The sequence below is a fragment of the Bradyrhizobium sp. CCBAU 51745 genome (assembly GCF_028128715.1).
GTDB lineage: Bacteria > Pseudomonadota > Alphaproteobacteria > Rhizobiales > Xanthobacteraceae > Bradyrhizobium > Bradyrhizobium manausense.
The window spans coordinates 687,938-713,076 of record NZ_LBJP01000093.1; the positions used below are offsets into that span (position 1 = coordinate 687,938).

Annotated in this window: 25 protein-coding genes and 1 pseudogene; 13 read left to right on the forward strand and 13 right to left on the reverse strand. The window is 65.0% G+C overall.

The window, feature by feature from the left end:
- Positions 1-47: 47 nt before the first annotated feature.
- The gene (nadA, locus tag XH98_RS39385; protein WP_271621785.1) at positions 48-1,151 is read right to left on the reverse strand and encodes a quinolinate synthase NadA; all 1,104 of its coding nucleotides are present in this window, start codon (positions 1,149-1,151) and stop codon (positions 48-50) included.
- Positions 1,152-1,492: 341 nt separating this feature from the next.
- Between nadA and XH98_RS39390 the strand changes: the two genes are divergently transcribed.
- The 6 genes from XH98_RS39390 to XH98_RS39415 all read left to right on the forward strand — a co-directional run bounded on the left by XH98_RS39390 (position 1,493) and on the right by XH98_RS39415 (position 8,962).
- Positions 1,493-2,743, forward strand: coding sequence for an MFS transporter (locus XH98_RS39390; protein WP_271621786.1), 1,251 nt, complete (start codon positions 1,493-1,495; stop codon positions 2,741-2,743).
- Between the two features lie 42 nt (positions 2,744-2,785).
- Complete coding sequence (gene acuI / locus XH98_RS39395; RefSeq protein ID WP_271621787.1) at positions 2,786-3,772, forward strand: acrylyl-CoA reductase (NADPH); 987 nt, start codon at positions 2,786-2,788, stop codon at positions 3,770-3,772.
- A 113-nt stretch (positions 3,773-3,885) separates the two neighbouring features.
- Positions 3,886-4,500, forward strand: a complete 615-nt coding sequence (locus XH98_RS39400; protein WP_271599667.1) for a hypothetical protein — start codon at positions 3,886-3,888, stop codon at positions 4,498-4,500.
- A gap of 162 nt (positions 4,501-4,662) precedes the next feature.
- Entirely contained in the window at positions 4,663-4,923 is a 261-nt protein-coding gene (locus XH98_RS39405; protein ID WP_057757201.1) for a DUF6894 family protein, read from the forward strand.
- Positions 4,924-5,208: 285 nt separating this feature from the next.
- Complete coding sequence (locus XH98_RS39410; RefSeq protein WP_271621788.1) at positions 5,209-6,951, forward strand: methyl-accepting chemotaxis protein; 1,743 nt, start codon at positions 5,209-5,211, stop codon at positions 6,949-6,951.
- A 322-nt stretch (positions 6,952-7,273) separates the two neighbouring features.
- Positions 7,274-8,962, forward strand: coding sequence for a methyl-accepting chemotaxis protein (locus tag XH98_RS39415; protein WP_271599665.1), 1,689 nt, complete (start codon positions 7,274-7,276; stop codon positions 8,960-8,962).
- Between the two features lie 61 nt (positions 8,963-9,023).
- Here the strand turns inward: XH98_RS39415 and XH98_RS39420 are convergent.
- The 6 genes and pseudogenes from XH98_RS39420 to ygfZ all read right to left on the reverse strand — a co-directional run bounded on the left by XH98_RS39420 (position 9,024) and on the right by ygfZ (position 15,581).
- A pseudogene (locus XH98_RS39420) lies at positions 9,024-11,760 on the reverse strand (DUF2339 domain-containing protein).
- Between the two features lie 47 nt (positions 11,761-11,807).
- On the reverse strand, positions 11,808-12,770 hold the full coding sequence (locus XH98_RS39425; RefSeq protein ID WP_271621789.1) for an NUDIX hydrolase: 963 nt from the start codon (positions 12,768-12,770) through the stop codon (positions 11,808-11,810).
- A 19-nt stretch (positions 12,771-12,789) separates the two neighbouring features.
- Positions 12,790-13,296 (reverse strand): tyrosine phosphatase family protein, encoded by a 507-nt coding sequence (locus XH98_RS39430; protein WP_271621790.1) that lies wholly within the window; start codon positions 13,294-13,296, stop codon positions 12,790-12,792.
- Between the two features lie 175 nt (positions 13,297-13,471).
- Positions 13,472-14,086 carry an HD family hydrolase gene (locus XH98_RS39435; RefSeq protein ID WP_271599662.1) on the reverse strand — a complete coding sequence of 205 codons (615 nt, stop codon included), beginning with the start codon at positions 14,084-14,086 and terminating at the stop codon, positions 13,472-13,474.
- Positions 14,083-14,709 (reverse strand): DNA-3-methyladenine glycosylase I, encoded by a 627-nt coding sequence (locus XH98_RS39440; protein WP_271599661.1) that lies wholly within the window; start codon positions 14,707-14,709, stop codon positions 14,083-14,085. The genes XH98_RS39435 and XH98_RS39440 overlap by 4 nt, the downstream gene beginning before the upstream one ends.
- Positions 14,706-15,581 carry a CAF17-like 4Fe-4S cluster assembly/insertion protein YgfZ gene (ygfZ, locus tag XH98_RS39445; protein ID WP_271599660.1) on the reverse strand — a complete coding sequence of 292 codons (876 nt, stop codon included), beginning with the start codon at positions 15,579-15,581 and terminating at the stop codon, positions 14,706-14,708. The genes XH98_RS39440 and ygfZ overlap by 4 nt, the downstream gene beginning before the upstream one ends.
- 96 nt (positions 15,582-15,677) lie before the next feature.
- Here ygfZ and XH98_RS39450 point away from each other — a divergent pair, with 96 nt between their 5' ends.
- From XH98_RS39450 to XH98_RS39470, 5 genes are all read left to right on the forward strand, one after another.
- Positions 15,678-17,012 carry a dihydroorotase gene (locus XH98_RS39450; protein WP_271621791.1) on the forward strand — a complete coding sequence of 445 codons (1,335 nt, stop codon included), beginning with the start codon at positions 15,678-15,680 and terminating at the stop codon, positions 17,010-17,012.
- Positions 17,013-17,182: 170 nt separating this feature from the next.
- Positions 17,183-18,058, forward strand: coding sequence for a sulfurtransferase (locus tag XH98_RS39455; protein ID WP_271621792.1), 876 nt, complete (start codon positions 17,183-17,185; stop codon positions 18,056-18,058).
- A 90-nt stretch (positions 18,059-18,148) separates the two neighbouring features.
- Entirely contained in the window at positions 18,149-18,838 is a 690-nt protein-coding gene (locus XH98_RS39460; protein WP_271621793.1) for an RNA polymerase sigma factor, read from the forward strand.
- Between the two features lie 85 nt (positions 18,839-18,923).
- Positions 18,924-19,457 carry a DUF4142 domain-containing protein gene (locus XH98_RS39465; protein WP_271621794.1) on the forward strand — a complete coding sequence of 178 codons (534 nt, stop codon included), beginning with the start codon at positions 18,924-18,926 and terminating at the stop codon, positions 19,455-19,457.
- Positions 19,458-19,470: 13 nt separating this feature from the next.
- Positions 19,471-19,782, forward strand: a complete 312-nt coding sequence (locus XH98_RS39470; protein ID WP_220000561.1) for a cupredoxin domain-containing protein — start codon at positions 19,471-19,473, stop codon at positions 19,780-19,782.
- Positions 19,783-19,824: 42 nt separating this feature from the next.
- On the opposite strand, the gene XH98_RS39475 is transcribed toward XH98_RS39470, so the two are convergent.
- The 4 genes from XH98_RS39475 to XH98_RS39490 all read right to left on the reverse strand — a co-directional run bounded on the left by XH98_RS39475 (position 19,825) and on the right by XH98_RS39490 (position 21,718).
- Positions 19,825-20,091, reverse strand: a complete 267-nt coding sequence (locus XH98_RS39475) for a hypothetical protein (protein WP_057757219.1) — start codon at positions 20,089-20,091, stop codon at positions 19,825-19,827.
- 255 nt (positions 20,092-20,346) lie between these two features.
- Positions 20,347-20,724 carry a TIGR02301 family protein gene (locus XH98_RS39480; protein ID WP_271621795.1) on the reverse strand — a complete coding sequence of 126 codons (378 nt, stop codon included), beginning with the start codon at positions 20,722-20,724 and terminating at the stop codon, positions 20,347-20,349.
- 45 nt (positions 20,725-20,769) lie between these two features.
- Positions 20,770-21,204, reverse strand: coding sequence for an NUDIX hydrolase (locus XH98_RS39485; RefSeq protein WP_271621796.1), 435 nt, complete (start codon positions 21,202-21,204; stop codon positions 20,770-20,772).
- A gap of 16 nt (positions 21,205-21,220) precedes the next feature.
- Entirely contained in the window at positions 21,221-21,718 is a 498-nt protein-coding gene (locus XH98_RS39490; RefSeq protein WP_057757225.1) for a hypothetical protein, read from the reverse strand.
- Positions 21,719-21,779: 61 nt separating this feature from the next.
- Between XH98_RS39490 and XH98_RS39495 the strand changes: the two genes are divergently transcribed.
- Positions 21,780-22,544 (forward strand): SOS response-associated peptidase, encoded by a 765-nt coding sequence (locus tag XH98_RS39495; protein ID WP_271621797.1) that lies wholly within the window; start codon positions 21,780-21,782, stop codon positions 22,542-22,544.
- Positions 22,545-22,697: 153 nt separating this feature from the next.
- Here XH98_RS39495 and XH98_RS39500 read toward each other — a convergent pair whose 3' ends face one another.
- On the reverse strand, positions 22,698-23,114 hold the full coding sequence (locus tag XH98_RS39500; protein WP_128962227.1) for a Tautomerase enzyme: 417 nt from the start codon (positions 23,112-23,114) through the stop codon (positions 22,698-22,700).
- A 105-nt stretch (positions 23,115-23,219) separates the two neighbouring features.
- On the opposite strand from XH98_RS39500, the gene XH98_RS39505 reads away from it, so the two are divergent.
- Entirely contained in the window at positions 23,220-23,780 is a 561-nt protein-coding gene (locus XH98_RS39505) for a TetR family transcriptional regulator (protein ID WP_271621798.1), read from the forward strand.
- A gap of 138 nt (positions 23,781-23,918) precedes the next feature.
- Here the strand turns inward: XH98_RS39505 and XH98_RS39510 are convergent, their stop codons facing one another.
- Entirely contained in the window at positions 23,919-25,112 is a 1,194-nt protein-coding gene (locus XH98_RS39510) for a CaiB/BaiF CoA transferase family protein (RefSeq protein ID WP_271621799.1), read from the reverse strand.
- Between the last annotated feature and the right edge of the window lie 27 nt (positions 25,113-25,139).

The window sequence follows — 25,139 nt, forward strand, 5'->3', positions numbered from 1 at the left end:
GCGGGGGGGCCGGAACGACCCCGTGTGTGTGTTGCGGCGACTCGTGCTCAATTCCTCAGATTGATCATCCGCTCGACCGAGCGCCTTGCGCGTACGACAAGCGCCGGATCGATCGTCACTTCCTCGCCAAGCGTCAGCAGGCTCTCCAGGATGTTGGACAGCGTGATACGCTTCATGTGCGGGCAGAGATTGCAGGGACGCAGCATCTCCACGTCAGGCAGCTCGGCGCGGACATTGTCGGCCATCGAGCATTCCGTGATCATCACGAGGCGCTTCGGTCGTCGCTCGCGCACCCAATTGATCATGTGCGCGGTCGAGCCGGTGAAGTCGGCTTCTGCCAACACATCCGGCGGACATTCGGGATGCGCGATGATCTGCACGGAGGGATCGGCGTCGCGGAAGGCGCGCAGTTCCTCGCCGGTGAAGCGCTCATGCACCTCGCATGCGCCCCTCCAGGCGATGATCTTCACATCCGTCTTCGAGGCGACGTAAGTTGCGAGATAGCGGTCGGGCAGGAAGATTACGCTCGGTGCGTTCAGGCTCTCGACCACCTGCACCGCGTTCGACGAGGTGCAGCAGATGTCGACCTCGGCCTTCACCTCCGCCGACGTGTTGACATAGGCAACGACAGGCACGCCGGGAAACTTTTCGCGGAGCAGGCGCACGTCGGCGCCGGTGATGCTGGCAGCGAGCGAGCAGCCGGCGCGTGCGTCAGGGATCAGCACTGTCTTGTCCGGATTGAGGAGCTTCGACGTCTCCGCCATGAAGTGCACGCCGCACTGGACGATGATGTCGGCCTTCACCTTGGTGGCCTCGACGGCGAGCTGCAGCGAATCGCCGCCGATGTCGGCGACGCCGTGAAAGATCTCCGGCGCTTGATAGTTGTGCGCGAGGATCACCGCGTTGCGTTCGCGCTTGAGCTGGTTGATCGCGTGGATCGTCGGCGCCATCAGCGGCCACTCGATCGGCGGGATCACATGCTTGACGCGCTCATAGATCGGGGCGGTGGCGCGCTCGACCTCGCTGGTCCATTGCAGCGACGGCCGCGGCAGCGTTGGCTCGGATCGTGCCGGCGCTGACGGCGTGGAGGTGGCTTGGCCCTGCGGCCGGTTGGCGAAATCATCTGGGCCGTAAATTTCAGCAATCGGCATCGAGGCCTCCCATGCGTGTCAATTATGCTCAATATGAGTATATATGAGATCTGAGAAATCCGGCCGAGGGGGCCGGTGGGATTTCGTCAACCACATATACTCAATCTGAGTAAATCAAACATAACACGGCCGGCGACGGACCGCTAGGCCCCGCCGCACACATTCCCGTCAAGTCGGTCCTGTGCGGCGCCGGAGGAGGTCGCGACGAAACGCAATGCTCCCGCAAAAGCCCTCCGTGGAACGCAGCCCTTTTTGACTTTCGATTTTCATGCATCTGCATTAAACGGCGGACATGTGGTCGCCGATTTAGCGGATCGCCGACGCCGAATGAGGGAACAACCATGTCGACACAAGCGGGCGAACTCGCTCCCTCTCGTTCCTCTCACTGGCGCACCCCGGCCGTCATCATCCTCTGCGGCTGTGCGATCGGCATGCTCGGCTTCGGCCCACGCTCGGCGCTGGGCTTCTTCGTGCAGCCGATGAGCCACGAATTCGCCTGGGGCCGCGACGTGTTCGGCCTTGCGATCGCCGTGCAGAATCTGTTGTGGGGATTGGGTCAGCCGGTCGCCGGCGCGGTCGCCGATCGCTTCGGCCTGTTCCGCGTGATGTGTGTGGGCGCGCTGCTCTATGCCGGTGGTCTCCTGCTGATGCGCTATTCGTCGACGCCGATGTCGCTCAACATCGGCGCGGGCGTGATGGTCGGCTTCGGCCTCGCCGGCTGCTCGTTCAATCTGGTGCTGTCGGCGTTCACGAAACTCTTGCCGGCTGAAAAGCGCGGCCTGGCGCTCGGCGCCGGCACCGCGGCGGGCTCGCTCGGCCAGTTCCTGTTCGCGCCTGTTGGCGTGGCGCTGATCGACAATTTCGGCTGGCAGCAGGCGCTCACCGTGTTCGGCTTCCTGATGCTGCTGATCATCCCGCTGTCGCTGGCGATCTCGACGCCGCCGGTCGCAACCACGGCCAGCTCAGCGCCTGCGGATGAGCAGACCATCACCCGCGCGCTCGCCGAAGCTTTCGGCCATCGCTCCTATGTGCTGCTGGTGCTCGGCTTCTTCACCTGCGGCTTCCAGCTTGCCTTCATCACCGTGCATCTGCCGGCGTTCCTGGTCGATCGCGGCGTTTCGACGCAAACCGGCGGCTGGGTGATTGCGGCGATCGGCCTGTTCAACATCATGGGCTCGCTCAGCGTCGGCTATCTCCAGAACAGTCTGCCCAAGCGCTACATCCTCTCGGCCATCTATTTCACCCGCGCGCTCGCGACGCTTGCCTTCATCTCGTTCCCGATCACGCCGTTCTCGGCGATCGCATTCGGTGCAATCTCCGGCCTCACCTGGCTGTCGACGGTGCCGCCGACCTCGGCGCTGGTGGCGCTGATGTTCGGCACGCGCTGGCTGGCCACGCTCTATGGCTTTGCCTTCGTCAGCCACCAGGTCGGCGGCTTCCTCGGCGTCTGGTTAGGCGGCATCGTGTTCGAGAAATTCGGGTCCTACACGCCGATCTGGTGGCTCTCGATCCTGTTCGGCGTGCTCTCGGCGCTGATCAATCTCCCGATCGTGGAGAAGCCGGTTCAGCGAGCGGTTGCGCAGCCTGCCTGATCGGCTAAACATCCCGGTCAAACAAGTCAGGGAGTTCAAGCCGTGGCCACATTCAAGGCAATCCGGATCGACAAGGCGGACAAGGGCACCACCGCGAAGCTCACGCAGTTCGACGAAGCCGAGCTGATGGAGGGCGACGTCACCGTCCGCGTCGAATACTCGACGCTGAACTACAAGGACGGCCTCGCGCTGACAGGCAAGGCACCGGTGGTGCGCCGCTTCCCGATGATCGCCGGTATCGATTTCGCCGGCACGGTCGAGTCCTCGTCCCATCCGCAATGGAAGGCGGGCGACAAGGTCGTTTGCACCGGCTGGGGCATGGGCGAGACCCATCTCGGCGCCTATGCCGAGAAGGCACGCGTGAAAGGTGACTGGCTGGTCGCCCTGCCGCAGGGCCTGTCGGCGCGCGATGCCATGGCGATCGGCACCGCCGGCTTCACCGCGATGCTGTCGGTGCTGGCGCTGGAGAAGCATGGTCTGTCGCCGAAGAGTGGCCCTGTGGTCGTGACCGGCGCGGCAGGCGGCGTCGGCTCGGTCGCCATCGCCGTGTTGTCCCGGCTCGGCTACCACGTCATCGCCTCGACCGGCCGCGCCTCCGAGGCCGATTACCTGAAGAGCCTCGGCGCAGCCGAGGTGATCGACCGCAATGAATTGTCGGGCCCGGCAAAGCCCCTTGCCAAGGAGCGCTGGGCGGGCGGCGTCGACAGCGTCGGCTCGACCACGCTGGCGAACCTGTTGTCGATGACCAAGTATGGTGGCGCCATCGCCGCCTGCGGTCTTGCAGCCGGCATGGACCTGCCGACTTCTGTTGCACCCTTCATTTTGCGCGGAGTGTGCCTTCTCGGCATCGATTCCGTGATGTGCCCGATTGAGCCGCGAAAAGCCGCCTGGCAGCGCCTCGCCTCCGACCTCGATCGGACAAAACTCTCTGAAATCACTACGGAAATTTCACTCGACGAAGTTCTGGAATGGGGTGCGAAAATCCTGGCCGGTCAGGTCCGCGGCCGCATCGTGGTAAAAATTGTCTAACGGCGTTCAGACTTTACCAACCAAGCTGCTTCAATGTCGCCATGGTTAGTATGGTAAGCAGCGGGTAAAGAGATAAAGGCATCGCCCGCTGCGGGGTCGGTTCGGAGTAGAGCATGCTTGCGCGTATTGTGTTGGGGGCTGTCACGGCAGTCGTGACGTTTGCGCCGGCCATCGCCTTGGCCGGGAGTATGAATGCCGACGAGGCGCGTCGCTTCGTCGCCGGCAAGGTCTTCGCCTTCACCTGTTTCGACGGCACCCGCGGTGCAGGCCGGATCCTCGACGATCTCGGCGCCGCCGGCGCGGTGCAGTTCTCGGGCTCGGGCCCGGTGCGCCATCTTCGCCTGCCGGGCAACACGCTCCAGATCCGCGGTCAGAACGTCTGCGCCTCGATCAAGGGCATTCCGTTCGAGCCTTGTTTCAACCTGGAAAAGACCGACGATCGCAGCTTCCGCGGCTCGGTCTCCGGCATGGGCTTCGCCTATTGCGACTTCCATCACCAGGGCGGCAACCAGATGCTGATGGCGCGCGCGGTTGCGCGTCCCCGCTCGCTGCGGGCGCCCGAGCAGACCGGTTCGATCAATGCTCCGGGCACCGAAGTCGCCGCGCGCGTCGAGACGCCGCGGGTCGAGAGCAGCCGGATCGAGCCTGTGAAGTCGGAAGCGAAGTCCGAGCCGAAGGCGGAATCGAAGAACGAAGGTCCGCTGGAGCTGCGCCGCTCGACCGAGTGATGTCGGGCGCAGCCTGCGCTTACTTTACCTGCCTTCGACGAAAGTCTCGCACGCGAAGCCGTGGCGCCGTAATCATACGGCCCGCGGTCTTTATGCCTTGGTAGCGACTGTCGCCCCAGCCTGCGTAACGGCCGGGAGGCGGTCCTACGCAAGAGTTCATCAATGTCGCTGTATTTCTTTCGCATCAGCTCTGGCCGCTATTCCGGCGCCGCTGATCAGCCCTACGAGTTCGAGGATGATGCCGCGGCCTGGACCGAGATGACCGAAGTGTGCGCCAATCTGCTCGGCAGCATCGCCCGCAATCTGATGCCGAACGCGAAGTGGAGCATGGAGCTGCTCGACGAGAACAAGAAGCAGGTCTTTCGCGTCAGCCTGGTCAGCGAGGCCGTCTGCTGCAGCGATAAGAGCGCGGACAGGCGTTGACGAAAGCGGCACCTGCAATTCCGGAAAGCGCCAGCGCGCCCTCTGTGTGCATCTCTCTTCGGAATGAGCCTTAGACGCCACAACTCCGACCAGCGTGTGATTAACGTGATAAGCACGCTTTACGTGCTTGTTTTGTCGGCCTTTTTGATCGAATTCCGGTATTTCCCCGGAGGCTGCTGTTAACCAAATCGGAACGACAGGCGCTCATATTTTAGGCAAAGGCGATCAACGCCAAGAGTGGCCGGCAAAGACTCGACCACACTTTTCCTGTCGGGAAACCTGCCCATGTTGAGCCTCGTTCGAAATTTGCGGATCGGGACCAAGCTGGCGATCGCATCGGCACTTGCCATCGTCCTGGTCGTTTCGATGATTGGAAGTCAGCTCCTGGGTAACGCGAGCGTACGCGACGCCAACGAGAGCGTGCTCACACAGCAGGAGATAGCGCGCGGCGCGGTCACGACCGAGGTCGCAGTTCGCGGGATGCAACTCGCGGCCCGAGACATTCGCCTGGCCAGTAGCGTGGCCGATCTGCAGAAGGCCACACAGGCCTTGGCCGACCAACAGAAGGCGATGAATTCGCACATCGAGACGATGCTGGGATTGTCTCATTCCGCCGAGAACCGCGCCAGGATGGAGCAACTGAGATCCCTTGCGGCGGACTACGCCAAGGGAGCCCAGCAGATCGCGGGGATGCGCAGCGAAGCCCTTGCTGCAGTGTCGAGCGGCTCAGACGGAGCGGCCCGCGCCACCAAACTCAACGAAGAGGCGGTTCGCTTCGCCCGCGACGTTACCCTGCCCATTGCCGGCAAGATCGATGCGCTAATCGAGCAGATCGCCGACTATGCAAGGCACAAGTCCGAGGCGGAGAGTGCCGCGGCCACAGCGCAAATGAAATCGAGCGAGCGGACTGGGATGGTCATCGGCGCAATCGCCATGATGATCCTGATCGGCTCCTGGCTGATGTCCTTCCTCTCCATCGCCCGGCCGATCCGCGCGCTCACGATCGCGATGGAGAGGCTCGCGGAGGGAGATTTCTCGGTGGTGCTGCCGGGCCTCGGCCGCAAGGACGAGGTCGGCGGCGTTGCAGCGGCTGTCGAGAAATTCAAGATCGTCTCCGAGCAGAAGGCTCGCGAAGAAGCGGAAGCCAGGATCAGGCAGGATCAGGCCGCAGCCGTTCAGCGCAAGGCCGAGATGCATAAGCTTGCAGATAGCTTCGAATCCGCGATCGGTGAGATCGTCGAGACCGTATCGTCGGCCGCGACCGAGCTTGAGGCTTCGGCCTCGACGCTGACCTCGACGGCCGAGCGCGGGCAAGGGCTCGCCACAATGGTCGCTGCCGCCTCCGAAGAGGCTTCCACCAACGTCCAGTCGGTGGCTTCCGCGACCGAGGAGCTGTCGTCCTCGATCACCGAGATCAGCCGCCAGGTGCAGGAATCGGCGCGGGTGGCGAGCGAGGCGGTCAGCCAGGCCCGCACCACGACCGATCGTGTCGGGGAGCTCTCCAAGGCCGCAACGCGCATCGGCGACGTGGTCGAGCTGATCAATACCATCGCGGGCCAGACCAACCTCCTGGCGCTCAATGCGACGATCGAGGCGGCACGCGCCGGCGAAGCCGGCCGCGGCTTTGCAGTGGTCGCGTCCGAGGTGAAGGCGCTGGCCGAGCAGACCGCGAAGGCGACCGGCGAGATCGGCCAGCAGATCGCCGGCATCCAGACGGCGACCGAGCATTCGGTCGGCGCCATCAAGGGCATCAGCGACACGATCGAGAAATTGTCGGAGATCTCCTCGACCATCGCGGCCGCCGTCGAGGAGCAGGGCGCCGCGACGCAGGAGATTTCCCGCAACGTGCAGCAGGCGGCTGAAGGCACCCATCAGGTATCGGCGAACATCACCCAGGTGCAGCGCGGCGCGAGCGAGACCGGATCGGCCTCCGCGCAGGTGCTGTCGGCCGCGCAGATGCTGTCGGGTGACAGCGATCGCCTCAAGCTCGAGGTCGGCAAGTTCTTAGGGACCGTTCGCGCGGCCTGAACAAGGTCGGCGCGGCCCTCTCGATCAACGACATAGCGGTCGCTGCGGTCGTTTGCATTCAGGGTTGCATCGGCCGCAGCGGCCTAAGTAGCACGACGGGATGTTCGCGTTGTTGCAACAAATGGTTGTAGAAGAAATAACGGCCACATTGTCACATCCGTAGTTCCACGTAGGCCTCTGTTAACGGCTGCTTGCAACTATGTGCGCAATCTTGCCGGGTAGGAACCAGCCAGCATTGATGGAATGACTCCGTCCTGCCGTCCGCCGTGACGGTTGTGGCGCAGATGACGTGTGGGTTTAGGTCTCATCGGGATTTGTCATGATGTCGAAATTGTCAATCGTCTTCAAGCTTCTGACCGTTCTGTCGGTCCTCGTGCTGTCGCTTGCCGGCGTCGGCGTCGTGGCGATCGGCACGATGCAGAACATCAACTCCCATACCGTCGAGATCGCAGAGAGCTGGCTGCCGAGCGTCCGCGCGCTGGGTTCGATGCGCGCCGACATCAACGAGTTGCGCGTCGCGCTGCGTCTGCACCTGATGCAGGATAGCGCAGAAGGCAAGGAAGCGGCTGAGAAGCGTCTCGCCTCGCTTCGTGAGCGCATCGAGAAGACCCGAAAGACCTATGAGCCGCTGATCACGTCAGCCGAAGAGCGCGCCATTTACGGGCAATGGACCACGGCGTGGGGCGAGTATCTGAACGGCGTGCAGGACGTGATGGCGCTGTCGCGCAAGAGCCCAGGCAAATTCCCGACAGAGGCCAACGAGATGTTGCAGACCAAGGTTGCGAAGATGGCCCAGGCGGCAGATCCGCTGCTCCAGAAAGGCATTGAGCTGAACAATCACGGCGCCGAGCTGGAAACGAAGCAGGCGGCCGACAGCTACGCCACCATCTTCCGCTTGCTGGTCGGCATCATCATCGCCTCGGTGGCGATCGCGATCGGTGCGGCCTATTATCTCGTGCGCGACGTGTCGCGTGGCATTGCCTCGATCATCAAGCCGATGCAGTCGCTCGGTGAGGGCGACCTCTCGGCCGAGGTGCCGCACCGCGGCGAGAAGACCGAAATCGGATCGATGGCGGATGCGCTGCAGATCTTCAAGGAGGCGCTGATCGCCAAGCGCGCGGCGGACGAGGCCGCGAGGGTCGACGCCGAGGCCAAGATCGAGCGTGGCCGCCGCGTCGACGCCATCACCCGCAAGTTCGAAGCCATGATCGGCGAGGTCGTTGGGACCGTGTCGTCGGCCTCGACCGAGCTCGAAGCCTCCGCTTCGACGCTGACCAACACCGCCCAGCGCGGGCAGGAGCTGGCGACCGTCGTCGCCGCGGCCTCCGAAGAAGCATCCACCAATGTGCAGGCTGTGGCATCCGCTTCCGAGGAGCTGTCGTCCTCCATCACCGAGATCAGCCGCCGCGTGCAGGACTCAGCGCGGATGGCGGCGGAGGCCGTCGAGCAGGCGTCGCGGACCAACGAGCGCGTCAACGAGCTGTCGCAGGCGGCCGCCCGCATCGGCGACGTGGTCGAGCTGATCAACACCATCGCGGGCCAGACCAATCTGCTGGCGCTGAACGCCACCATCGAGGCGGCGCGCGCCGGCGAAGCCGGCCGCGGCTTTGCCGTCGTCGCCTCCGAGGTGAAGGCGCTGGCCGAGCAAACCGCGAAGGCGACCGGCGAGATCGGGGCGCAGGTCGCAGGTATCCAGGCCGCAACGCAGGAATCCGTCAGCGCCATCCAGGAAATCGGCGGCACCATCGAGCGGCTGTCGGAAGTGTCGGCGGCGATTGCCGCCGCGATCGAGGAGCAGGGCGCGGCGACGCAGGAGATCTCGCGCAACGTCCAGCAGGCCTCGGTTGGCACCCAGGAGGTCTCCTCGAACATCACGGATGTGCAGCGCGGGGCGATCGAGACCGGCTCGGCCTCAGCCGAGGTTCTGTCGGCGGCGAAGTCGCTAGCGACAGACAGCACACGTCTCAGGGTCGAGGTCGCGCAGTTTCTGGAGTCGGTCCGCGCGGCCTAAATAGCAGCTCGAAGTTGCCTTTACCTCTCCCCGCCGGGGAAAGGTGAACACTCGACCTCCGTTATGAGCTTGTCTGCGGAGCCGGCGGTGGCATTGCCTGTCGCCGGAACAGGATGCGCTGGTAGAGCCAGCCGATCGCGACCAGCACGATGCCGAGGCCCATGAACGACAGCGCACGATAGACGCCTGTCAGCGTCGACATGTCGATGACGAAGGCCTTCAGGATCGTCAGCGCGATGACGGCGGCGGACGCCAGCCGCGCCCGCTCGGAGTTCGCGAGAATGCCGATGCCGAGCAGCACCACGCCGAAGGCGAGCCAGCCGATCGAATAGGTGTATTGCTCGGCTCCCGTGGTCTCGCCGCTGGTGAGGAACGGGCCGTGATAGAAGCGGCGGATCTCCAGCGTCAGATAGACAAGCGCAAACACCAGCGCGGCCCCCGCGATCGCGTTCGCATAGACCTTGCCCCGCGCGCCGACGACCGCGTAGGCGAGCAGCAGCATCAGCACCGCGGGCAGGGCGTAACCGAGCAGCAGCAGGTTGAACACGGCGCCGCCGACATCAATGTGCCACAGCAGCGGATTCTCCAGGAACAGCAGGCCGAACACGCTGATGCAGCCGGCGATCGCCGTCAGCACGATGGCGCCGACATTGTGCACGATAGAGTGGCTGCGCAGCCGCAACCGCTCCAGTCCGATCGCCATCGCCAGCGCCACGCAGACTTGAAGAGCGGCCTCTAGCAGCGAGGGCGATGCGATCATGTCGCCGCCGGTCGCGAAGTGGCGGACCTCCATGAAGGCGAGAAGCGCGGTGAACAGGATCGCGGCCGCTTCCACCATGCGCAGCGGCGCATCGTCGCCCCTGCGGCGCAGGAACCGGCTCGCCGCCCAGAACGAGGCGGCCGGCAGGCCATAGCCCCACAGCAGCCAGTTGAAGATCGGCGTGGTGCCGACGGCATCGCCGACGATGCGCGGATCATAGAGGATGCGCGCGGTGACGATGCCGGCGAAGATCGCGGCGAGCCAGCGCAGGAACGGGATCGGCCGCTGCAGCGCAATCCAGGCGGTGCCGAGCGACATCAACGCCAGCGCGATGGTGAGCCAGCCTTTCTCCAGCGCGAAGGTCAGCGCCAGGGCCAGCGCGCCGAGCGTGCCGGTCGCGAACAGCGCCGTCGAGATCGCAAGTCCCGGCCGGGTCTCGCGGCGGGTGAGTAGTTCGGTCGCAACGCCGAACGCAGCTGCCAGCAGCACGGCAAGGATCGCGAACGGGATCGAGCGGTCGAGATGGGCGACGCGGGCGTAGAGCGCGATGAGGATCGCGATTGGCGTCGCGACACCTGCTGCCGACCACACCACGGGAATGATCGCCGAATGCGAGCGACCCTGGGCGAAGAAGCCGGCGATGCCGAAGCCGGCGGCGAAGATCGCGGCCATCGCCAGATGCTGCGTCACCGCGCTGTCGATCGCGTTCGGCGTGATGCCGGGCATCGGGCCGCCCGGCAGCACCAGCATGTCAGGATTGGCCCGTACCGCCCATTCGGCGAACACGATGAACACCGTTGCCGCCGCCGCGCCCAGCGCGCCGACGGCAGCCTCTGCGCGCCAGGCGACGAACAGCGTGGCCGCAACGAGCAATGTGTAGGCGATGAGCGCGAGGTCAGCATGCGCGCTCGACAACACGATTAACATCGCGCCGAACAGATAGGCGCCGAGCGCGCTCGACGAGACCGGCTCGATCTGTCCGCCTTCGATATCGGGGCCGAACATGAAGCCGCAGACCACGAGCAGTGCAGCGAGCACGAAGCCTGACATCACGTGGAACGCGTGCGGCGCGACGTGCAGGTCACCGGTATCGAGGCCCGGGAAAATCCAGAGCACGGCGAAGACGATCGTCGTCACCGCGAGCCAGCGCCATAGCCTGATGCGGGCGAGGCCGAAGCTCGCGGCGGTGACGATGGCAAGATAGATGTACAGCGCCCAATAGTCCGGCTTGCCGCTGGAGACCAGCACCGGCGTTGCGAAGGCGCCGACGACGCCGAGGCCCGCGAGCGCCGGCCCGTGCAGCAAAGCTGCCGCGAGCGTGGCCATCGCCACGATGCCGAGCAGCACGAAAGCGGTGGCCGGCACGAGGAAGCCATAGAGCGCATAGGCCGCATAGACGGTCGCGAACGCCACCGCCGTTCCAGCCGCGGTGAGGATCGCGGGGATGTTGGCGATCGGCAGCGCTGCAATGCTCGAGATGCTCTCCTTGCGCCGCGTCCATTCGCCGGCACCCAGCAGCGCGGCCGCGAACAATCCGCCCAGGAATACCCGCACGCCGGGGCCGACAAGGCCGGCCTCGATCGAATAGCGCACCATGAAGAAGCCGCCGAGCGCGAGCGCCAGGCCGCCGATCCACACCACCCAGCGGGTGCCGAGCCGTTCCTCCAAGCCGGGGGCGGGGGCGGGCGCGGGCAGCGGCGGCGGCGCGCCGGCTGCGGGGCTGGCTTCAGGACTTGCTTCAGGACTTGCGGGGGGGGGGGGGGGGGGGGGGGGGCGCAGCCTCTTCGGTGACGAGCGGCGGCGTGGTCTCGGCCTCCGGCGCAAGCGGCGGCGGCTCTGCTGCACTCGTCGCAGGCGCGTTTGCGGGCGCCTGCACGAGCACAAGTGGCGGAGGCTGAACCCGGCGCGCCTGCAGTTCGGCCTCCAGCGCGCCCAGGCGGCGGCGCAATTCGGTTGCCTGGTTCGACGCTTTCAGCGCGATCAGGAACGCGGCGATCGCAATCATCACGGCAAAGACGTCGAACGGGGCGTCGAACATGGGGTCTCCTGGCAATCGGCGGGCAGGGGCCGACAGCAATCCTTGATCTAGCGCCGGGAGCGAACGCGCAAGCCTGGCGCCGGCCGTTCCTGGAGCACGTCGCGGCGGAAGCGATAGAGCGCCGCCGGTCTTCCGCCCGTCTGTGTCGACATAACGCCGGTCGGTTCGACCAGCGCCTCGGTTTCGACCAGACGACGGAAATTCTGCTTGTGCAGGTGCCGGCCGGAGATCGCCTCCACCGTATACTGCAACTCCGTAAGTGTGAACTCGGCGGGCAAAAGTTCAAACACCACGGGGCGATACTTCAGCTTTGCCCGCAGCCTGGCGATCGCGGTGGCAAGGATCCGGCGGTGGTCGAAGCGCATGGACGTGCCGAGCGCGGGCAGGGACTTGCGCGCCAGCGCCGCGGGCCGGCCGTCGCGCCGCGCTTCCTCGACGAGGCCGGCCTCGTAGAGGAGCTCGTAGCGGTCGAGCACGCGCTCCTCGTCCCAGGCCGCGCCGTCGAGGCCGAAATAGAACCGCACGCGATCCTTGCGCGGCAATGCGCGCGTCGTCTCGGGCGTCTCCTCCTCGGCCCATGCCGTCAGCGCCGGGATGATGTCACGGGCGATGATCGCCGGCGGTGCCTCGCGCCGGTCTTCCCAAGGGAAGAAGCGATACCAGGGCTCGAAGCTCGCGGCATTCGCAGCTCCCTCGGCGGTGCGCGTCAGCGCGAGATAGCCGATCGACACCATATGCGCGCCGGTGTGGCCGGCCTCGGCATGACGGCCGCGATCGCCAAACGTGTAGAGCTGCTCCACATAGCCGAGCCGCAATCCCACCTGTTCCTCGACCCACGCACGCAGGCCGATCTCGAAGGTGCGATGGCTCGGCGCATCGAACGGACCGAACGGCAGCCCGGCCAGGCCGTCACTGCTGTGCGCGGTGAGGACCAGCGGCTCATGATCTTCGATCGCGACGATCGCGGCGGTCAGGCCGATCTCGATCGGCGTCAGCAGCTTGTCGCTCATGCGATGACGATCGCTGCTGTCATTCGAGCTCGATCACGAAGGGGCGGCCTTCAACCAGCATCTCGCCCGGGCCCATCTCGTCGAGCGCGCGCAGCATGCGGCCGTTGCGGCCGAGCGCGCGGTCGGCGAGGTCGACGATGCGGCGGTTCGGCGAGGCGATCGGGGAGGCCGCACGGATCTTCTTCGCAATCTCGATCTCGTCGCGATCAGGATTGAGCGCGCAGACGGCGGCGAACGCGCTCGCCGTGGAGCGGCTGATGCCGGCATAGCAATGCACCACCAGCGGCGCAGTCCGATCCCAGCCGCGCACGAAATTCAGCACCTGTTCGATATGCGCCTCCGACGGTGCGACAAAGCCGTCCATCTCCTCGGTGATGTCGTCCATCGACACCTTGAGATGATTGGCCGGAAGCACCGACACCGGCCGCGCCACCTGCTCGACATTGGCCATCACGGTCAGCACATGGCTGGCCCCGGTGCGGCGAACGGTTTCGGGAAGGGCGGCGAGGGAGCAGACGTGGATCATGGCGGACCTTTTTAATTGATTATAGCGAGCGCTCGCAGGTGGGCAAAGGCGCATCGCGCCGTGCCCACCACCTCGCAATTGCGCAACTCATTCGGTTTGGTGGGCACGCGGAGCCTGTCATCGGGCGCGCATTCGCGCGAGCCGGTGGCTTTGCCCACCCTACGAAAGGATGATGCTACGCGAACACCGCCCCAAACCGTTCCAGAAACTGCTTCTCGGCCCGCGCCGCCGTCCAGGGCGTCAGATAGTCGCGCCTGATATTGTCGGAAAGGCCGGGATCCTTGCCGAACAGCCGCTTCGCCTCGCTTTCGCTGAAGCCGGCAAGCTCGGTCGCCTCGAGATAAGCCGCGCCGCGATCGGCGGCCTTGATCGCCAGCGTGATCTCCTCGGGTAGCACCGGCGGCAGGCCGAAGCGGATGTGGATGGCGCCGAGCAGGCGCTTCTCCACCGCCTTGTAATGGCCATCGAGCACCGCCTTGAACGGCGAGATCATGTCGCCGATGACATATTCAGGGGCATCGTGCAGCAGCGCGGCGAGCCGGATGCGCTGGTCAGCGCGCGGCATCTCGTGCCGCAGCACGGTCTCCACCAGCAGCGTGTGCTGGGCGACCGAGAAGATGTGCGCGCCGATGGTCTGGCCGTTCCAGCGCGCCACGCGCGCCAGCCCATGGGCGATGTCGGCGATCTCGACATCGAGCGGGGAGGGATCGAGCAGGTCGAGCCGCCGACCCGACAGCATGCGCTGCCAGGCGCGGGATTCGGATGCGCGCGCGCTCTTCCTGGCCGTCATTTGGCCTTGAGGCGCGGCTTGCGCTGCAGCTTGCTGCAGGTCGCGTGGCAATGGCAGTCGACGAGATGGTCGTTGACCATGCCGGTCGCCTGCATGAAGGCATAGACAATGGTCGGGCCGACGAATTTGAAGCCGCGCGAGGACAGCTCCTTGGAGATCTGCATCGACAGCGGTGTCGACGCCGGGACGCTTGCCGTGGTCTTGAAATTATTGACCTTGGGCCGGCCGTCCATGAAGTCCCAAAGAAGTTTCGAAAAGCCCGGGCCCTTCTCCATGATGTCGAGGTACGCCTTCGCGCTCAGGATCGTGCCTTCGATCTTGGCCTTGTTCCGCACGATGCCGACATCGTTCATCAGCGCATGCACCTTCCTGTCGGTGTAGCGCGCGATCTTCTCCGGCTGGAAATCGTCGAAGGCTTTGCGGAAATTGTCGCGCTTGCGGAGGATCGTGATCCAGGACAGGCCGGCCTGAAAGCCGTCGAGGATCAGCTTTTCATAGAGCGCGCGGTCGTCATATTCAGGCACGCCCCATTCGGTGTCGTGATAGGCGACATAGAGCGGGTCTTCGCCCGGCCAGGGGCAGCGGGTCTTTCCGTCGGGATGCAGGCGGGGAGCGCGGCTCATGCAATGGGCTGCTTTGCGGGAATGCGAACGACGTCGGGTTCTGCCAACCTCACGGCGAGCCCGCCAGCGGTGAGCGGCTGGCCGGCATCGAGCGCATCGGCAACGCGGTCGATCCGCACCAACGCAATGCCCTTGCCCTTCGCCGATGAGCCCATGGTGCCGACGGATTTGTCGCCGGCCATGACACTGACGCCGACTTCCGGCGCGGAATCCTCGAGCAGCACCTTCACGCTGCGGGTCCGCGCAGTGCCGCGATGCTGCATGCGCGAGACGACCTCCTGGCCGACATAGCAGCCCTTGTCGAAATCGACGCCGGCAAGGCGATCCATGTTGGTCTCGTGCGGGAACGCATCGCTGTACATGAAATCGAGCCCGCCGCGCGGCACGCCGAGCGCGATCCGGTGCGCCTCGTACTCGGACGCATCGACCAGCTCGGCGCCGATCAATTCAGACAGCCTTTGCTTGAGATCCTCGGGGATCAGGATGCGGGTGCCGAGCTCGGCATTGCGGGGATCGGCGAAGGCGAGATCCGGCTGCGTCGCGGGCTGGCCGTCCCAGGCCGCGAGCACGCCGAGCTCGAGGATCTCCACGGTGACCTTGGCGCGCAGCTTGTAGAATTTCAGCTTGGTGGCAAGGCCATCGGCCAGCGGCTTCGGGCAGTCGATCAGGAACCCGCCGCCATGGCCGCCAGGGGCTTCCGTGATCAGGAAATCCACGATGATCTTGCCCTGCGGCGTCAGCAGCGCGCCGAATCGCCCCAGGCCCGGCTTGAGCCTGTCGACATCGGTGGTGATGAGGCCGTTGAGGAAGTTGCGTGCGTCCTCGCCGGCGACCTTGATCACGCCCCGGTCGGGAAGAAACGCTGATTTCATGTGAAAATCTCTTGCGACATGGTGCTCCGGAACGTAAGCCCGCAAGGCATAAACGACAAGACCTCGGGCCCTGCGCTTGGGGATGAGAGAGGCCCCATGACCCAGCGATTCGATGTGATCCTCAAGGGCGGCACCGTCGTCAACCAGGACGGCGAAGGCGTTCGCGATATCGGTATCATCAATGGCCGCATCGCCGAGCTGGGTCCGCTGTCGCAGGGCTCGGCGGCGGAGGTGATCGACTGCAAGGGCCTGCACATCCTGCCCGGCGTGATGGACACGCAGGTGCATTTCCGTGAACCCGGGCTGGAGCACAAGGAAGATCTCGAATCGGGCTCGCGCAGCGCCGTGATGGGTGGCGTCACCGCCGTGTTCGAGATGCCGAACACCTCGCCGCTCACAGTGACCGAGGCCACCTTCTCCGACAAGGTGAAGCGTGCCCATCATCGCATGCATTGCGATTTCGCCTTCTTCATCGGCGGCACCCGCGAGAACGTGCAGGACCTGCCGGTGCTCGAGCGTGCCCCGGGCTGCGCCGGCGTGAAGGTGTTCATCGGCTCCTCGACCGGCGCGCTGCTGGTGGAGGATGACGAGAGCCTGCGCCGCATCTTCCAGGTGATCCGCCGCCGTGCGGCGTTCCATGCCGAGGACGAGTACCGCCTCAACGACCGCAAGTCGCTCCGCATCGAGGGCGATGCGCGCTCGCATCCGGTCTGGCGCGACGAGACTGCGGCGCTGATGGCGACGCAGCGCCTGGTCAAGCTCGCGCATGAGACGGGAAAGCGCATCCACGTGCTGCACATCTCGACCAAGGAAGAGATCGAGTTCCTGCGCGACCACAAGGATGTCGCCTCCTGTGAGGCGACGCCGCATCATCTGACGCTGGTCGCACCCGAATGCTACGAGCGGCTCGGCACGCTGGCGCAGATGAACCCGCCGGTGCGGTCAGCCGATCATCGCGCCGGCATCTGGCGCGGCATCGAGCAGGGCATCATCGACGTGCTCGGCTCCGACCACGCCCCGCATACACTGGAAGAAAAGCAGAAGACCTATCCGGCCTCGCCCTCCGGCATGACCGGCGTCCAGACGCTGGTGCCGCTGATGCTCGATCATGTCAATGCCGGCCGGCTTTCTCTCGCGCGCTTCGTCGATCTCACCAGCGCCGGCCCGGCGCGCCTTTACAACATGGCCTGCAAGGGCCGCATCGCCGCCGGCTACGACGCCGACTTCACCGTGGTGGACCTCAAGCGCAGCGAAACCATCACCAGCAAATGGGTGGCGTCCAAGGCCGGCTGGACCCCCTATGACGGCGTCCGCGTGACGGGTTGGCCCGTCGGCACCTTTGTGCGCGGCAGGCGCGTGATGTGGCAGGGCGAGCTGGTGACGCCGTCGCAAGGCGAGGCGGTGCGGTTTCTGGAGACGCTGAAGCAGTAGGAGCAAGATTAGCTTCCTGCACCGCTGTCATGCCCCGGCCTGTCCGGGGCATCCAGTACGCCGCGGCGATAGTTGTCTGAGACGGCTGCGGCCTCTGGAATACCGGATTGCCCGCTTTCGCGGGCAATGACAGTGTGCCACGAAGCGCCAGTTTAGATTGGGAGAGCGCAATGTCCCAGCCCACCGCCCTTATCTCCACCGAGCAACTTGCCGCGATCCTCGCCGATCCCAATCTCCGCCTCTACGACTGCACGACCTACAACGAGCCGGTGCCGCCAGGCAGCGACGTGCCCTATCGCGCCGTCCCCGGCGACAAGACATTTGCCGCCGGACACATCCCGGGTGCCGATTATCTCGACCTGCAAGGCGAGTTCTCGGATACTTCCGCGCAGCAATTCTTCATGATGCCCGATGTGGCCCAGCTCGAGGCCGCTTTTGGCCGCCACGGGCTCGATGCCGGCAAGATCATCGTGCTCTACAGCATCGGCACCATGATGTGGTCGACGCGGTTCTGGTGGATGCTGCGTTCCCTCGGCGTCGATGCGCGCGTGCTCGACGGCGGCCTCGACAAATGGAAGGACGAGGGGCGGCCGGTCGAGACAGGTGCGCCGAAGGGTTATCCGGCGACAACCTTCAAGGCCTCGCCGCGCGCAGGCTTCTTCGTCGACAAAGATTTCGTGAAGGAGCGCATCGGCGATCCCGCGACTGTCATCGTCAATGCGCTCGGACCGCAATTTCATAGAGGACTCGAGCCGAGCCGCTACGGCCGGCCCGGCCGCGTGCCCGGCAGCGTCAACGTGTCGGCTGCAACCCTCGTCAATGCCGACAAGACGCTGACCGCGCTCGCCGATGCCGAAGCCAAATTCGCCGCGGCCGGCGTCACGCGCGACAAGAACGTGATCCTCTATTGCGGCGGCGGCATCTCGGCAACGGTCGACCTCTTGATGCTGACGCAGCTCGGCTACGACAAGCTGACGCTGTATGATGCCTCCATGGGCGAATGGGCGAGGGACGCGTCGCTGCCGATCGAGACGGATCAGGGGTGAATCTTGCCCTCCAGTAGAGGGTAAGAAATCGGGAACCTTTGCTGCCCGCTTGCATCCAATATCCGGAACCAACGGAGACAGGTGATCGCCATGCAACGGACCGCTGCCGGCCTGCCCGCCGGCCTCAGGCTATTGGAAGCCGAGCTGATCGACCGGGCGCGGAGCCGGGACGAGGCCGCGTTCCGCGAGATCATGCAGGCCAACAACCGCAGGCTTTACCGCCTCGCGCGCGGCATCCTGCGCAGCGACAGCGAAGCCGAGGACGTGGTGCAGGAAACCTATGTCCGCGCTTTCACCCATCTCGATCGATTCAAGGGCGAGTCCGCGCTGTCGACCTGGCTGTCCCGCATCGCCATCAACGAAGCCCTTGGCCGGGCGCGTAGCGCCAGGCCGCATGTCGAGCTCGGCGCAGTGCCGGAAGAGGCGCTCGAGGCGCAGATCATCAAATTCCCCGTTTCTCCCGCAGGCGATCCGGAAAGGACCATGGCCCAACGTGAAATCCAGCGCGTCGTCGAGCGCGCCATCGACGAATTGCCTGATGTCTTCCGCATGGTCTTCGTCGCTCGCGTCATGGAGGGCATGACCATCGAGGAGACCGCCGATCTGCTCGGCGTGAAGCCCGAGACCGTGAAGACGCGGCTGCACCGCGCCCGTACCATGCTGCGCGAGAATGTCGAGAAGGAGATCGGTCCCGTGATGATGGACGCGTTCCCGTTCGCCGGCTGGCGCTGCGAGCACCTGACGGAGGCAGTGCTCGAGCGCCTCGGAATCGGCGGCTGATTTTTTTTGGGAACGTTTGCGCAGAACGCCCATCCAATTCCTGTGAAGCAACGCCGGCAAACCGGCCGCACAGGAGTGTCAGACCATGTTCATTCGTTGGAGCGCGGCGATCGCCGCCACCATTCTGTTGTCCAGCCCCGTGCTGATGCACGGTGTGCGAGCCGCCGAAAAGCTCACCGATCCGCAGATCGCCCATATCGCCTACACCGCGGGCGTGATCGACATCAACGCGGCCAAGCAGGCGCGGAAGAAGGCCAAGAATAAAGACGTCAAGGCATTTGCCGAGGACATGCTGCGCGACCACGAGGCGGTCAACAAGCAAGCGCTCGCGCTGGTCAAGAAGCTGAACGTCACGCCCGAAGATAACGACACCAGCAAGGCACTGTCGAAGCAGGCAAGCGACAAGCTGGCCGAGCTCGACAAGCTGGATGGCGCCGCCTTCGACAAGGCCTATGTCGCCAACGAGGTTGCCTATCACAAGACGGTCAATGGCGCGCTGGAGACGCAGCTCATTCCATCCGCCAGCAATGCCGAATTGAAGAGCTTGCTGCAGACCGGCCTGAAGATTTTTCAGGGCCATCAGCAGCACGCCGAGCACGTCGCGTCGGAACTGAAATAGGGAGCGTGCGACGATGTCGGGACGACTGTCTTCGATTGCCCTTGTTTTCGCGGTGATGGCCGTCCCTGCAAAGGCCGCAACGATCGAGATCACGATGGGGAATCTCGTGATCTCACCGGCTGAGGTGTCGGCGAAGGTCGGCGACACCATCACATGGATCAACAAGGACATCTTCGCCCACACCGCCACCGCGCAGAACGGCGATTTCGACGTGACACTGCCGCCGAACAAGTCGGCGACGTCAGTTCTGAAGAAGGCGGGAACGGTCGACTACTACTGCCGCTATCATCCCAACATGAAAGCGACGCTCAAGATCGAGCCTTGATGAAAACCCTGCCTTGAGGTCGGTTCCTGTTCGAACGGAAGCTTACTGCCGTGCCAGGCTGACGGAGAACTCGCCGTTGCGGATGCGGGCGGGAAAACCCTCGACGAATTTTGCCACCGCGTCCTCGCCATAGGTGCCGACGAGCTCGGCCAGCGCCGCGAACAGGCTCGCTTGCGCCAGGCAATCGCCATCCACGCCGTCATGGCGCGCTTCGGCCCAGGCCTCGTTCAGATAGCTCAGGGCGGCCTGTTTCTGCTCATGGTCGGGCAGCGGCGCGCGGGCGGGGGCGTAGGAAATCGGCTGGCTCATGAAACTCGATCAGGGCTGGGGCGCGATCCACGGCGATGCGCTGTGCGAGAGGTGTAGCACGCACATTAACGACCGCTAGGCCACATCTTTAAGAACGGTTAACGGCTGTGAACAAAGTCGATGACAGGGTTCCAGATCCTCGTCATTCCGGGGCGCGACGAAGTCGCGAACCCGGAATCCATCGGGCCACCAACTCTGAAGCTTGATGGATTCCGGGTTCGCGCCACGCGCGCCCCGGAATGACGAATCGAGGACTCAGTTCGCGTAGCGCGCCGTCAGATCCCGCGAGATCTTCGAGCCTTCGTCGATGTAACGACGAATCGCCACCGTCGCCGCCGGCGTGCAGCTTCGGTAGGTTTGCTGAAAGCCGTTATAGCCGCGGTTGAAGGCGGCGATCATGCGGGTGCGCCGCTCGCCGGCAGGGGTTTCGGCATCGATCAGCGCCTGCATCTCGCTCCGCCATTTGTTGCCCTCGTTGGCGCCGCAGATGCCGCGAAGATAATGCAGGCCGCCCAGGATCTCGGCCAGCCGCTGCAAATCGCCGTCGAACGGCGCTGCCACGTCCTGGGCCCGGGCGGGCACGGACGCGCAGGCGAGCATCAGGGCAAAAATGGCCAGAAATCGCGGGAACATTGGCGGGCTGTATGCCCCCTCCGAGCTGATGACGCAAGGCGGCGGTCAGGGGCTGATCAGGCGCGCGGCGGACTGGATGATCTCCTCCAGCCCCCCGGTCAGCTTGAGGTCGCTGAGGCTGCCAAGCGTATCAGGGGCGATCCACCTGAAATCGTCGAGTTCGTCGTTCAGGGTGGGTTCCCGCGCCAGCCAGCGGGCGGCAAAGGACAGGATCAGGTAATGGCCGGCACCGGGGGCGGCCGGCAGCACCTCGCGCCAGCCGGCAAGGCTGACGATCTCGATGGCGAGCCCGGTTTCCTCGTCGACCTCACGCTTCACGGCCTGATGCAGCGATTCGCCGAATTCGACCCGGCCGCCTGGCAGCGAATAGAAGCCCTTGGCGGGGGACCGGGCGCGTCGGGTCAGCAGCACCTTGCCGTCGCGGAAAATCGCGGCGCTGACGGCAATCTGTGGATGGGTGGGCTGGACGAGCGTGGCCATATCTTCAAGACTTGGCCTAGTTCGCCATGATGGTATCGACGTCGGCTTCCGCGCCGCCGTTGATGATGCCGCCGCAGGCCGCGATCAGCGGCTTGACCCAGGCTGTCGCCTGCTCGGCGAGGCGAACGCGGGTTGAGTCCTTCTCGACCTCGCGCATGGCCGAGCCGACCGCTGTGAGAATCGAGGTCATGGTGTCGGTGATGTGGTCGAACTGGGCGCGCACGGACGGTTCGGCTTTCTCATAGGCCTCAATGGCGAGATCCCGCGCCTTGAAATTCGACGCCGTGAAATGCTCGGCATAGGACAGCGGCGACCAGGTCAGAAAATCCTCGGCGCATTCAGGCATATCCGGGATCATCTCCAGGAGCATCACGGCTTCGTTGAAATGGTTGAGATAGTCGGTGGCAAGCCCGGTCCGCGGGTTGATATTGGCCAGGCGCAGCCGCTCGGCCCAGGCCACGGCCTCGGGGCCCGTCTGTGCGCGCATCGCGGGTTGGGAGGCCATTGAGCTCATCGGCCGCAGTGTTAACGTTCGGGGTTAAAAGGACCTCAACGGACCCTATATTGGCGCAAGGATGTGTGGACGCTTTGTCATAACTTCGGCCCCCGCGGCCTTACGGCAACTGTTTGGCTATATCGAGCAGCCGAATTTCCCGCCCCGGTACAATGTCGCCCCGACGCAACCTGTTCCGGTCGTCCTGGTCGAGAATGGCGCACGCCATTTCCGCCTGATGCGTTGGGGCCTGCTGCCGGGCTGGGTCAAGGATCCCAAGGGCTTTACGCTCCTGATCAACGCCCGCTCGGAGACGGTGCTGGAAAAGCCCGCGTTCAAAAAGGCGATTCGCCGGCGGCGCGGCCTGATTCCGGCTGACGGCTATTACGAATGGAAAGCGGAGGGCGGCCGCAAGCAGCCGTTTTTCATCCATCACGCCGACGGTGCCCCGCTGGGTTTCGCCGCCGTGTTCGAAACCTGGATCGGGCCGAACGGCGAGGAGCTCGACACGGTCGCGATCGTGACGGCCGCCGCCGGCGAAGATTTGGCCGCGCTGCATGATCGCGTGCCCGTCACCATCAGCCCGCGCGATTTCGAGCGCTGGCTCGATTGCCGCGGTGACGAGATCGATGCGATCCTGCCGCTGATGACGGCGCCCCGCGTCGGCGAATTCGCCTGGCACCCGGTCTCCAGCCGCGTCAACCGCGTTGCCAATGACGACGAGCAGCTGCTGTTGCCGATCAGCGCGGAGGAGATGGCGGCAGAAGCGGAGGCGGCGAAGCCGAAGAAGGTCGTGAGGAAGGTCGCTGCTGCGTCATCAGATGACGGGCAGGGCTCGTTGTTCTGATCACCGGTGCCGCAGGGTGGGCAAAGGGCGCAACGCGCCGTGCCCACCCTCTCTCGATTCATTGCGCGATGGTGGGCACGCTTCCGCCTACGCTCTTCGAGCTAGGGCGGACAAGTCGCTTTGCCCACCCTGCGAGATCTCGACTTGATCGCTTCAAGCCGCAGCGACGGCCGATCCGAGCGCGGCGTTGCTGAACGCCTCGCCGCCGATGCCCCAGCCGCCGTCCACGGCGTAGCTGACATTTGCGAAAATATGCTCGCGCTTGATGCGTCCCTCGGCCGCCTTCTCGATGATGGCAGTTCCTTCGGAGATCCAGGCGTCCTTCAGCTCCTGCGTCGGCAGCACGAAGGACGGCACCTTGAGCTCGAACACGGCGATGTCCGCGGGCTTGCCGCCGGAATAGGTGCGCCGCTTCGGCACCACGGTCACCTCGCCGATGACGTTCGGCGTCATGAAGCGGTTGCCGGTGAGGCCGTGCAGGCGCAGCAGCAGTTCGGTCAGCTTGCCGAACGCCTCGGCTTCCCCTGATGGCGTCAGCGCGCCTTCGGGAACGATGATCTGGATAGGCATAGAGAGGTCTCCCTTTGAACCGTCATATAACGGTCGTTATATAAAACATAACGATCGTTATCTCGTCAAGCCTCATATAACGATCGCTATTGAGAGGTGGCGGCGATGGCACGACCGAAGAAGAGCGATGGAGACGCACGCACGCGGCTGGCGGACGCGGTCGGGCGCGGCTTCCGCACCGGTGGATTCGGCGGCGCCGGCGTGGACGCGCTCGCAAAGGGCGCGGGCCTCACGTCGGGGGCGTTCTACGCCCATTTCGAGTCCAAGGCGGATGCGTTCCGGCTCGCGGTCGCGGACGGGCTCGCCTTCCTGCGCGGCGGCATCGCCCAGTTTCAGGCGCAATATGGCAGCGGCTGGCGCGATCCTTTCATCGATTTCTATCTGGGTGAGCGGATGGAGGTCGGTCTCGATGAAGCCTGCGCGCTGCCGAGCTTCTCCTCGGACGTCGCGCGCGCGGACGCGGCCACGCGCGCTGTCTACCAAGGTGAGCTGGAGCGTCTCGCGGACCTCGTCGCGCAGGGTTTTCGCGGTACGCATGCGCGGCAGCGCGCGCTGGCACTGCTGGCGATCCTGACGGGCGCGGCCGACATGGCCCGCGCGGTGAAGGACGATGCCGTCAGGCGCGAGATTCTCGCCGCCGCCAAGATCGCGGCGAAGGCGATCTAACTTGGTTCGCAGGCGCGTGCGGTCGATCTCGATGCAGTAGGGTGGGCAAAGCGCAAGCGTGCCCACGCGTTTTCGTGATCGAGAGGGATCGTGGGCACGGCGCAAGGGCGCCTTTGCCCACCCTACGGCAGCGGAGTTCTACACGATCTCCCGCGCCCTGAGCGCTGCGATCTCCGCCGCGTCAAATCCGAGCTCGCCCAGCACCGCATCCGTATCCGCGCCGAGCTCCGGCGCCATCCGGTCGAGCCGGCCGCCGCCATGGGCGAGCTGGAAGCCGCTGCCGGCAAAGCGCAGGCGGCCATAGGGCGTGTCCAGCTCCTGGATCGCGCCGCGCGCCCTGATCTGCGGGTGGTCGATCACCTCCTCGATCTTCCAGATGCTGGCGCAGGGTGCGCCGGCATCCTCGAGGATCGTCTCCCATTCGCGCGCGGGTTTTGCCGCCAGCGCCTCTTCGATGATGGCCCGCAGTGCCGGTTCGTTCTCGTTGCGGGAAAACCAGTCGGCAAAGCGCGGATCGCTCAGCGTATCCTCGCGGCCGAGCGTGGTCATCAGCGCGCGGTACTGCTTCTCATTGTTGACCGCGAGCAGGATGTAGCCGTCGCCCGCCTTGAACAGGTTCGCGGTGGTCTTGCGGCTGACGGCCTGGTTGCCGGAAAGCCGCTGGCGATGGCCGGCGACCGACCAGTCCGCGATTTGCCCCGAAAGAAATGCCAGCGTCGCCTCCAGCATGGAGACGTCGACGAGCTGGCCCTTGCCGGTGCGGTCGCGTTGGTACAGCGCGCTCGACACGGCAAATGCGGCCGTTGCGCCCGAGAGCACGTCGCACACCGCAAAGCCGGCGCGCGTCGGGCCCGTCGAGGGGTGACCCGTGATCGCCATGATGCCCGACAGCGCCTGCATCTTGCCGTCATAGCCGGGCCGCAGACGATCCGGGCCGGTCTGGCCGAAGCCCGACACCGCGCAATAGATCAGTTTTGGATTGATCGCCGACAGCGCCTCGTAGCCGATGCCGAGCTTGTCCATCACGCCCGGGCGGAAGTTTTCCATGACGACGTCGACCGTGGCGGCAAGCTTCTTCACGATCGCGATCGCGTCAGGCTTTTGCAAGTCGAGCGTCAGGCTGCGCTTGTTGCCGTTGATGGCCTGGAACGCCGGGGCCAGTCCGCGCTCGGCCCATTCGCGGGACAGCGGCGTGCGGCGCATATCCTCGCCCTCGCGCCGCTCGACCTTGATGACGTCGGCGCCCAGCAGCGCGAGCTGGTAGCTCGCATAGGGCCCGGCCAGCACTTGCGTGAAATCCAGGATCTTCACGCCCTCGAACGGTCGCGTCACGTCTCTCTCCCGACGGTTATTGTTAAG